At 39.2% G+C, this 10,142-nt stretch carries 7 protein-coding genes and 1 pseudogene; all 8 read left to right on the forward strand.

The window, feature by feature from the left end; genetic code table 11:
- Positions 1-109: 109 nt before the first annotated feature.
- The 8 genes and pseudogenes from ACI3E5_RS01975 to tet(M) all read left to right on the forward strand — a co-directional run bounded on the left by ACI3E5_RS01975 (position 110) and on the right by tet(M) (position 9,922).
- Positions 110-607 carry an antirestriction protein ArdA gene (locus tag ACI3E5_RS01975; RefSeq protein ID WP_000342539.1) on the forward strand — a complete coding sequence of 166 codons (498 nt, stop codon included), beginning with the start codon at positions 110-112 and terminating at the stop codon, positions 605-607.
- An 88-nt stretch (positions 608-695) separates the two neighbouring features.
- Entirely contained in the window at positions 696-1,088 is a 393-nt protein-coding gene (locus ACI3E5_RS01980) for a conjugal transfer protein (protein WP_000723888.1), read from the forward strand.
- On the forward strand, positions 1,072-3,519 hold the full coding sequence (tcpF, locus tag ACI3E5_RS01985; RefSeq protein ID WP_000331160.1) for a conjugal transfer ATPase TcpF: 2,448 nt from the start codon (positions 1,072-1,074) through the stop codon (positions 3,517-3,519). The genes ACI3E5_RS01980 and tcpF overlap by 17 nt, the downstream gene beginning before the upstream one ends.
- A 2-nt stretch (positions 3,520-3,521) precedes the next feature.
- Positions 3,522-5,699 (forward strand): CD3337/EF1877 family mobilome membrane protein, encoded by a 2,178-nt coding sequence (locus tag ACI3E5_RS01990; protein WP_498855848.1) that lies wholly within the window; start codon positions 3,522-3,524, stop codon positions 5,697-5,699.
- Positions 5,696-6,697 carry a bifunctional lytic transglycosylase/C40 family peptidase gene (locus tag ACI3E5_RS01995; protein ID WP_000769868.1) on the forward strand — a complete coding sequence of 334 codons (1,002 nt, stop codon included), beginning with the start codon at positions 5,696-5,698 and terminating at the stop codon, positions 6,695-6,697. Before ACI3E5_RS01990 ends, ACI3E5_RS01995 begins: the two co-directional genes overlap by 4 nt.
- Entirely contained in the window at positions 6,694-7,626 is a 933-nt protein-coding gene (locus ACI3E5_RS02000) for a conjugal transfer protein (protein WP_001224318.1), read from the forward strand. The genes ACI3E5_RS01995 and ACI3E5_RS02000 overlap by 4 nt, the downstream gene beginning before the upstream one ends.
- A gap of 313 nt (positions 7,627-7,939) precedes the next feature.
- Positions 7,940-7,987: pseudogene (locus tag ACI3E5_RS02005) on the forward strand (hypothetical protein); the annotation flags it as partial.
- 15 nt (positions 7,988-8,002) lie between these two features.
- Positions 8,003-9,922, forward strand: a complete 1,920-nt coding sequence (gene tet(M), locus ACI3E5_RS02010) for a tetracycline resistance ribosomal protection protein Tet(M) (protein WP_000691736.1) — start codon at positions 8,003-8,005, stop codon at positions 9,920-9,922.
- Positions 9,923-10,142 lie beyond the last annotated feature (220 nt).

Raw genomic sequence — 10,142 nt, forward strand, 5'->3', positions numbered from 1 at the left:
CGTTCTTTTGTGGAATATAAGTGGTTTTCTTATGTTCCGCAAAGGAATGGTACACCAAACGAAGTGCGGTAGGGATTTTTGAATCTCTACAAAGAAAGGACGTGAATATATGGACGATATGCAAGTCTATATTGCGAATTTAGGCAAATACAATGAGGGCGAATTGGTCGGTGCGTGGTTTACCTTTCCCATTGACTTTGAGGAAGTCAAAGAGAAAATCGGCTTGAATGATGAATATGAGGAATACGCCATTCATGACTACGAGTTACCCTTTACGGTTGACGAATACACTTCCATTGGCGAACTCAATCGACTATGGGAAATGGTATCGGAATTACCCGAAGAATTACAATCGGAGCTATCTGCTCTGCTCACTCATTTTTCAAGCATTGAAGAACTAAGCGAACATCAAGAGGATATTATCATTCATTCCGATTGTGATGATATGTATGACGTGGCACGCTACTACATTGAAGAAACGGGTGCTTTAGGCGAAGTACCAGCTAGTCTTCAAAACTATATTGATTATCAAGCCTATGGTCGGGATTTAGACCTTTCAGGAACGTTTATCTCAACCAATCATGGGATTTTTGAAATCGTCTATTAAATCTGTCGGTACATTACTACTGGCAGATTTTCTATTTTACGGGGTGGCTCAATCAGCTACCCCTATTTTTTATGAAAGGATTGATTACATGAAGAAAATACGAAGCTATACCAGTATCTGGTCTGTGGAAAAGGTACTGTATTCTATCAATGATTTTAGACTTCCGTTTCCCATAACCTTTACGCAAATGACATGGTTTGTCGTGTCACTCTTTGCAGTGATGATACTTGGCAACTTGCCCCCTCTTTCCATGATAGAGGGAGCATTTCTCAAATACTTTGGGATTCCTGTGGCTTTCACATGGTTTATGTCTACAAAAACTTTTGATGGTAAAAAGCCTTATGGATTTTTGAAGTCTGTCATTGCTTATGCACTGCGACCAAAGCTGACCTATGCAGGAAAAAAAGTAACGCTTGGCAGAAACCAGCCACAAGAAGCCATTACAGCAGTTAGGAGTGAATTTTATGGCATATCCAATTAAATACATTGAAAACAATCTCGTCTGGAATAAAGACGGGGAATGTTATGCTTACTATGAGCTTGTTCCTTACAATTACTCATTTCTAAGTCCAGAACAGAAAATACAAGTGCATGATTCTTTCAGACAGCTTATCGCACAAAATCGTGATGGCAAAATTCATGCTTTACAAATCAGTACAGAATCCAGCATACGTTCTGCACAAGAGCGTTCCAAAAATGAAGTCACTGGCAAGCTCAAAGCGGTTGCCTATGACAAAATCGACCAACAGACAGACGCTTTAATATCCATGATTGGCGAAAATCAAGTGAACTACCGTTTCTTTATCGGCTTTAAGTTGCTTCTCAACGATCAGGAGTTTTCTATGAAAAGTCTTACCGTTGAAGCAAAAAATGCTTTGTCTGATTTTGTCTATGATGTGAACCATAAGCTGATGGGCGATTTTGTTAGTATGAGTAATGATGAAATCCTGCGTTTTCAGAAGATGGAAAAGCTCTTAGAAAATAAAATCTCTCGTCGTTTCAAAATCCGCAGGTTAGATAAGGACGACTTCGGCTATCTGATTGAACACCTTTACGGACAGACAGGCACTGCCTATGAAGAGTATGAGTACCATCTATCAAAGAAAAAGCTGGATAATGAAACGCTGATTAAATACTATGACTTGATTAAGCCTACTCGCTGTTTGGTGGAAGAAAAACAGCGATATTTGAAAATCCAGCAGGAAGATGAAACCGTCTATGTAGCTTACTTTACCATTAACAGCATTGTCGGAGAACTGGACTTCCCGTCCTCTGAAATCTTCTACTACCAGCAACAGCAATTTACATTCCCGATTGATACGTCAATGAATGTGGAAATTGTAGCGAATCGTAAAGCCCTATCTACTGTCCGCAATAAAAAGAAAGAACTGAAAGACTTGGATAACCACGCTTGGCAAAGTGATAATGAAACCAGCTCCAATGTGGCGGAAGCTCTGGAAAGTGTGAATGAGCTGGAAACCAATTTAGACCAAAGCAAGGAATCTATGTACAAGCTGTCTTATGTGGTAAGGGTATCAGCAAATGATCTTGACGAACTCAAACGTCGTTGTAATGAAGTGAAAGATTTTTATGACGATTTAAGCGTAAAACTGGTACGACCATTTGGGGATATGCTCGGCTTACATGAAGAATTTTTACCTGCCAGCAAGCGTTATATGAATGATTATATTCAATACGTGACCTCTGATTTCCTCGCTGGTTTAGGTTTTGGTGCTACTCAAATGCTGGGGGAAAATGAGGGGATTTATGTTGGCTACAGCTTAGATACTGGACGCAATGTCTATCTGAAACCTGCTCTTGCCAGTCAAGGGGTTAAGGGTTCAGTAACCAATGCGTTAGCGTCGGCTTTTGTTGGTTCGCTGGGTGGTGGTAAATCCTTTGCGAATAACCTTATCGTCTATTATGCGGTGCTTTATGGGGCACAAGCAGTGATTGTAGACCCAAAAGCAGAACGTGGCAGATGGAAAGAAACCTTGCCAGAGATTTCCCATGAAATCAATATCGTCACTCTGACTTCTGATGAGAAAAACAAAGGCTTACTTGACCCTTATGTGATTATGAAAAATCCCAAAGATTCTGAATCACTGGCTATTGATATTCTGACATTCCTTACGGGGATTTCCTCTCGTGATGGGGAACGCTTCCCAATCCTTAGAAAAGCCATTCGTGCAGTAACCAATAGTGAAGTACGAGGGTTGATGAAAGTGATTGAGGAATTACGGGTTGAGAATACGCCACTAAGTACCAGTATAGCCGACCATATCGAAAGTTTTACAGACTATGACTTTGCACATTTATTATTCAGTAATGGTTATGTGGAGCAGTCTATCAGCTTAGAAAAACAACTGAACATTATACAGGTTGCGGACTTGGTACTTCCCGACAAGGAAACTTCCTTTGAGGAATATACCACTATGGAGCTTTTATCCGTTGCTATGCTGATTGTCATTAGTACCTTTGCTTTAGACTTTATCCATACAGACCGAAGCATTTTCAAGATTGTAGATTTAGACGAAGCATGGAGCTTTTTACAGGTAGCACAAGGAAAAACACTATCTATGAAGCTGGTTCGGGCTGGTCGTGCTATGAACGCTGGGGTATATTTCGTGACCCAAAATACAGACGACCTCTTAGATGAAAAACTGAAAAATAACCTCGGCTTAAAATTTGCATTTCGTTCCACTGACCTTAACGAGATTAAAAAGACCTTAGCCTTTTTTGGTGTAGACCCAGAGGACGAAAACAATCAGAAGCGATTGCGTGATTTGGAAAACGGGCAATGCCTTATCAGTGATTTATATGGTCGTGTCGGTGTGATACAGTTCCACCCTGTATTTGAAGAACTGCTCCATGCCTTTGATACCAGACCACCTGTGCGAAAAGAGGTGTAAATGTGAAACCATCAATAGTAAACAGAATAAAATCAAACTGGACGCTGAAACGTCTAGGTAAAGTGGCAATGACAGTGGCTTTCACACTTGTGATTGCCATTTTTCTTTTAGCCATGCTGGGAACGGTGGTTCAAGCTGCGGGCTTGGTAGATGATACGGTCAATGTGGCAAATGAATACAGCCGATACCCACTTGAAAACTATCAACTGGATTTTTATGTGGATAATAGCTGGGGCTGGCTTCCGTGGAACTGGTCGGACGGGATTGGAAAACAGGTCATGTATGGACTATATGCCATTACCAATTTTATTTGGACAATCAGTTTGTATGTTTCCAATGCGACAGGTTACTTAGTACAGGAAGCCTATTCCTTAGACTTCATTTCCGCTACAGCAGATTCCATTGGTAAGAATATGCAGACCTTAGCTGGTGTGAGTGCAAACGGATTTTCAACAGAGGGTTTCTATGTTGGATTCCTCTTACTCTTGATTTTGGTTCTTGGGGTTTATGTTGCCTATACGGGACTGATAAAGAGAGAAACCACAAAGGCAATTCATGCCATTATGAATTTTGTGCTGGTGTTTATCCTATCGGCTTCCTTTATTGCCTACGCTCCCGACTACATTAAAAAAATCAATGACTTTTCATCAGACATCAGTAATGCCAGTTTATCACTTGGCACGAAGATTGTCATGCCCCATTCCGATAGTCAAGGCAAGGACAGCGTGGACTTAATCAGAGATAGCCTGTTTTCCATACAGGTTCAGCAACCGTGGCTACTGCTTCAATACAACAGTTCAGACATTGAAAGTATCGGTATTGACCGTGTGGAAAGCCTGCTCTCCACCAGCCCAGATTCCAACAATGGCGAAGACAGAGAAAAAAATGTTGCGGAAGAAATTGAAGACAGAAGCAATACCAATCTAACCATTACAAAGACCATTAACCGTTTAGGTACAGTCTTCTTCCTATTTGTCTTCAATATTGGGATTTCCATATTTGTATTCCTATTAACAGGAATCATGATTTTCTCGCAGGTACTTTTTATCATCTATGCTATGTTTCTGCCTGTGAGCTTTATTTTAAGCATGATTCCATCATTTGATGGTATGTCAAAACGAGCCATAACAAAGCTCTTTAATACCATTTTGACACGAGCTGGAATCACATTGATTATTACGACAGCATTTAGTATTTCAACCATGCTCTATACCTTATCGGCTGGTTATCCGTTCTTTTTGATTGCTTTTCTACAGATTGTGACCTTTGCAGGAATCTACTTCAAGCTGGGCGATTTAATGAGTATGTTTTCTCTACAGAGTAACGATTCTCAAAGTGTGGGAAGTCGTGTGATGAGAAAACCTCGTATGCTTATGCACGCTCACATGCACCGTCTACAGCGGAAACTTGGACGTTCCATGACTACTCTAGGGGCTGGGTCTGCCATTGTTACAGGTAAAAAAGGACAGTCGGGTTCGGGGAGTTCTGCAAGGACACAAGCAGATCACTCCCGACCAGACGGAAAGGAAAAATCAACACTTGGAAAACGTATCGGTCAAACCATCGGTACAGTAGCTGATACCAAAGACAGAATGGTAGACACTGCTAGTGGTTTGAAAGAACAGGTTAAAGATTTGCCGACCAATGCAAGATATGCAGTATATCAAGGAAAATCCAAAGTAAAAGAGAATGTCCGTGATTTAACCAGTAGTATTTCTCAAACCAAAGCGGACAGAGCCAGTGGACGCAAGGAACAGCAGGAACAAAGGCGAAAAACCATTGCGAAGCGTCGCTCTGAAATGGAACAGGTCAAACAGAAAAAACAGTCTGCTTCTTCTGTTCATGAAAGACCGACTACAAGACAAGAACAATATCATGATGAACAGACCTCAAAACAGTCTAATATTCAGACTTCATATAAGGAATCTCAACAAGCCAAACAAGAGCGTCCAGCAGTTAAGTCCGATTTTTCAAGTCCAAAAGTGGAACGCCAAGGCAATACCGTTCAAGAAAAAACCGTTCAAAAGCCAGCAACTTCAACCACTACAGCAGATAGAACTTCACAACGTCCAATCACAAAAGAACGTCCGTCTACTGTTCAAAGAGTACCACTACAAAATACAAGAAGTAGACCACCAATCAAAACCGCCACCATTAAGAAAGTCGGTAAGAAACCATGAAGTTGAAAACTTTAGTGATTGGTGGTTCTGGATTATTCTTGATGGTCTTCTCACTGCTTCTGTTTGTTGCCATTTTATTTTCAGATGAACAGGACAGCGGAATTTCCAATATTCATTATGGAGGTGTGAATGTTTCCGCAGAAGTGCTGGCTCATAAGCCTATGGTAGAAAAATATGCCAAAGAATATGGCGTTGAAGAATATGTCAACATACTTCTTGCGATTATACAGGTGGAATCGGGCGGTACTGCGGAAGATGTTATGCAGTCCTCGGAATCCCTCGGTCTTCCACCTAATTCATTGAGTACAGAAGAATCCATTAAGCAAGGTGTGAAGTATTTCAGTGAATTATTAGCCAGTAGCGAAAGGCTCAGTGTAGATTTAGAATCGGTTATCCAGTCCTACAATTATGGTGGTGGTTTCTTAGGGTATGTGGCTAATCGTGGAAATAAATATACCTTTGAACTGGCTCAAAGTTTCTCAAAAGAGTATTCAGGTGGCGAAAAAGTGTCTTACCCCAATCCCATAGCCATACCTATCAATGGGGGCTGGCGATACAACTATGGCAATATGTTTTATGTGCAACTGGTAACGCAGTATCTTGTCACAACAGAGTTTGATGATGATACGGTACAAGCCATCATGGACGAAGCACTGAAATATGAGGGCTGGCGATACGTTTACGGTGGAGCTTCCCCGACTACTTCTTTTGATTGTAGCGGACTGACACAATGGACGTATGGAAAAGCTGGAATTAACTTACCACGAACCGCACAACAGCAATATGATGTGACCCAGCATATCCCACTATCGGAAGCACAAGCTGGCGATTTGGTTTTCTTTCATTCTACCTATAACGCTGGCTCTTATATTACTCATGTTGGGATATACCTTGGCAATAACCGTATGTTTCATGCAGGCGACCCAATCGGTTATGCCGACTTAACAAGCCCCTACTGGCAACAGCATTTAGTGGGAGCAGGACGAATCAAACAATGAGAAAGGAAGATTTAATGATGAAATTTAGAAAAAATCAGAATAAAGAAAAACAGATACCAAAGGAAAAGAAACCTCGTGTCTATAAGGTCAATCCTCATAAAAAGGTTGTGATTGCCTTGTGGGTACTTTTAGGGCTTAGTTTCAGCTTTGCGATATTCAAGCACTTTACAGCTATAGATACTCATACTATTCACGAAACAACTATCATAGAAAAGGAATACGTTGATACTCATCATGTAGAAAATTTTGTAGAGAACTTTGCGAAAGTCTACTATTCATGGGAGCAATCCGATAAGTCCATTGATAATCGAATGGAAAGTCTAAAAGGCTATCTGACAGATGAACTTCAAGCTCTCAATGTTGATACAGTACGCAAAGATATTCCTGTATCGTCTTCTGTAAGAGGATTTCAGATATGGACGGTAGAGCCAACTGGCGACAATGAGTTTAATGTAACCTACAGTGTAGACCAGCTCATTACAGAGGGAGAAAATACAAAGACCGTCCACTCTGCTTATATAGTGAGTGTCTATGTAGATGGTTCTGGAAATATGGTACTGGTTAAGAATCCGACCATTACCAACATACCTAAGAAATCAAGTTATAAACCAAAAGCCATTGAAAGTGAGGGGACGGTTGATTCCATTACAACCAATGAAATCAATGAGTTTTTAACGACGTTCTTCAAGCTCTATCCTACAGCGACAGCCAGTGAACTTTCCTACTATGTGAATGACGGGATATTAAAACCAATCGGAAAAGAGTACATCTTTCAAGAACTGGTAAATCCTATTCACAATCGTAAGGATAATCAAGTCACGGTATCGCTGACAGTGGAGTATATCGACCAGCAGACCAAAGCAACGCAGGTATCTCAATTTGATTTGGTACTTGAAAAGAACGGGAGTAATTGGAAGATTATAGAATAACAAATATTGGTACATTATTACAGCTATTTTGTAATCACGTACTCTCTTTGATAAAAAATTGGAGATTCCTTTACAAATATGCTCTTACGTGCTATTATTTAAGTATCTATTTAAAAGGAGTTAATAAATATGCGGCAAGGTATTCTTAAATAAACTGTCAATTTGATAGTGGGAACAAATAATTGGATGTCCTTTTTTAGGAGGGCTTAGTTTTTTGTACCCAGTTTAAGAATACCTTTATCATGTGATTCTAAAGTATCCGGAGAATATCTGTATGCTTTGTATGCCTATGGTTATGCATAAAAATCCCAGTGATAAAAGTATTTATCACTGGGATTTTTATGCCCTTTTGGGTTTTTGAATGGAGGAAAATCACATGAAAATTATTAATATTGGAGTTTTAGCTCATGTTGATGCAGGAAAAACTACCTTAACAGAAAGCTTATTATATAACAGTGGAGCGATTACAGAATTAGGAAGCGTGGACAAAGGTACAACGAGGACGGATAATACGCTTTTAGAACGTCAGAGAGGAATTACAATTCAGACAGGAATAACCTCTTTTCAGTGGGAAAATACGAAGGTGAACATCATAGACACGCCAGGACATATGGATTTCTTAGCAGAAGTATATCGTTCATTATCAGTTTTAGATGGGGCAATTCTACTGATTTCTGCAAAAGATGGCGTACAAGCACAAACTCGTATATTATTTCATGCACTTAGGAAAATGGGGATTCCCACAATCTTTTTTATCAATAAGATTGACCAAAATGGAATTGATTTATCAACGGTTTATCAGGATATTAAAGAGAAACTTTCTGCCGAAATTGTAATCAAACAGAAGGTAGAACTGTATCCTAATATGTGTGTGACGAACTTTACCGAATCTGAACAATGGGATACGGTAATAGAGGGAAACGATGACCTTTTAGAGAAATATATGTCCGGTAAATCATTAGAAGCATTGGAACTCGAACAAGAGGAAAGCATAAGATTTCAGAATTGTTCTCTGTTCCCTCTTTATCATGGAAGTGCAAAAAGTAATATAGGGATTGATAACCTTATAGAAGTTATTACTAATAAATTTTATTCATCAACACATCGAGGTCCGTCTGAACTTTGCGGAAATGTTTTCAAAATTGAATATACAAAAAAAAGACAACGTCTTGCATATATACGCCTTTATAGTGGAGTACTACATTTACGAGATTCGGTTAGAGTATCAGAAAAAGAAAAAATAAAAGTTACAGAAATGTATACTTCAATAAATGGTGAATTATGTAAGATTGATAGAGCTTATTCTGGAGAAATTGTTATTTTGCAAAATGAGTTTTTGAAGTTAAATAGTGTTCTTGGAGATACAAAACTATTGCCACAGAGAAAAAAGATTGAAAATCCGCACCCTCTACTACAAACAACTGTTGAACCGAGTAAACCTGAACAGAGAGAAATGTTGCTTGATGCCCTTTTGGAAATCTCAGATAGTGATCCGCTTCTACGATATTACGTGGATTCTACGACACATGAAATTATACTTTCTTTCTTAGGGAAAGTACAAATGGAAGTGATTAGTGCACTGTTGCAAGAAAAGTATCATGTGGAGATAGAACTAAAAGAGCCTACAGTCATTTATATGGAGAGACCGTTAAAAAATGCAGAATATACCATTCACATCGAAGTGCCGCCAAATCCTTTCTGGGCTTCCATTGGTTTATCTGTATCACCGCTTCCGTTGGGAAGTGGAATGCAGTATGAGAGCTCGGTTTCTCTTGGATACTTAAATCAATCGTTTCAAAATGCAGTTATGGAGGGGATACGCTATGGCTGTGAACAAGGATTGTATGGTTGGAATGTGACGGACTGTAAAATCTGTTTTAAGTATGGCTTATACTATAGCCCTGTTAGTACCCCAGCAGATTTTCGGATGCTTGCTCCTATTGTATTGGAACAAGTCTTAAAAAAAGCTGGAACAGAATTGTTAGAGCCATATCTTAGTTTTAAAATTTATGCGCCACAGGAATATCTTTCACGAGCATACAACGATGCTCCTAAATATTGTGCGAACATCGTAGACACTCAATTGAAAAATAATGAGGTCATTCTTAGTGGAGAAATCCCTGCTCGGTGTATTCAAGAATATCGTAGTGATTTAACTTTCTTTACAAATGGACGTAGTGTTTGTTTAACAGAGTTAAAAGGGTACCATGTTACTACCGGTGAACCTGTTTGCCAGCCCCGTCGTCCAAATAGTCGGATAGATAAAGTACGATATATGTTCAATAAAATAACTTAGTGTATTTTATGTTGTTATATAAATATGGTTTCTTGTTAAATAAGATGAAATATTTTTTAATAAAGATTTGAATTAAAGTGTAAAGGAGGAGATAGTTATTATAAACTACAAGTGGATATTGTGTCCTGTATGTGGAAATAAAAGGCTCTTCGACATTTAGTGTTGGTAGAGAAAGATACAACTGAAAATTTAGTCATAACCAGTTAGGCAGATTGCTTAA

This window comes from Candidatus Enterococcus avicola (genome assembly GCF_047470845.1).
GTDB lineage: Bacteria > Bacillota > Bacilli > Lactobacillales > Enterococcaceae > Enterococcus_D > Enterococcus_D casseliflavus.

Coding starts and splice junctions, on each gene's coding strand:
- ACI3E5_RS01975 (WP_000342539.1), top strand. CDS start 110: ATGGACGATATGCAAGTCTATATTGCGAATTTAGGCAAATACAATGAG.
- ACI3E5_RS01980 (WP_000723888.1), top strand. CDS start 696: ATGAAGAAAATACGAAGCTATACCAGTATCTGGTCTGTGGAAAAGGTA.
- tcpF (WP_000331160.1), top strand. CDS start 1,072: ATGGCATATCCAATTAAATACATTGAAAACAATCTCGTCTGGAATAAA.
- ACI3E5_RS01995 (WP_000769868.1), top strand. CDS start 5,696: ATGAAGTTGAAAACTTTAGTGATTGGTGGTTCTGGATTATTCTTGATG.
- ACI3E5_RS02000 (WP_001224318.1), top strand. CDS start 6,694: ATGAGAAAGGAAGATTTAATGATGAAATTTAGAAAAAATCAGAATAAA.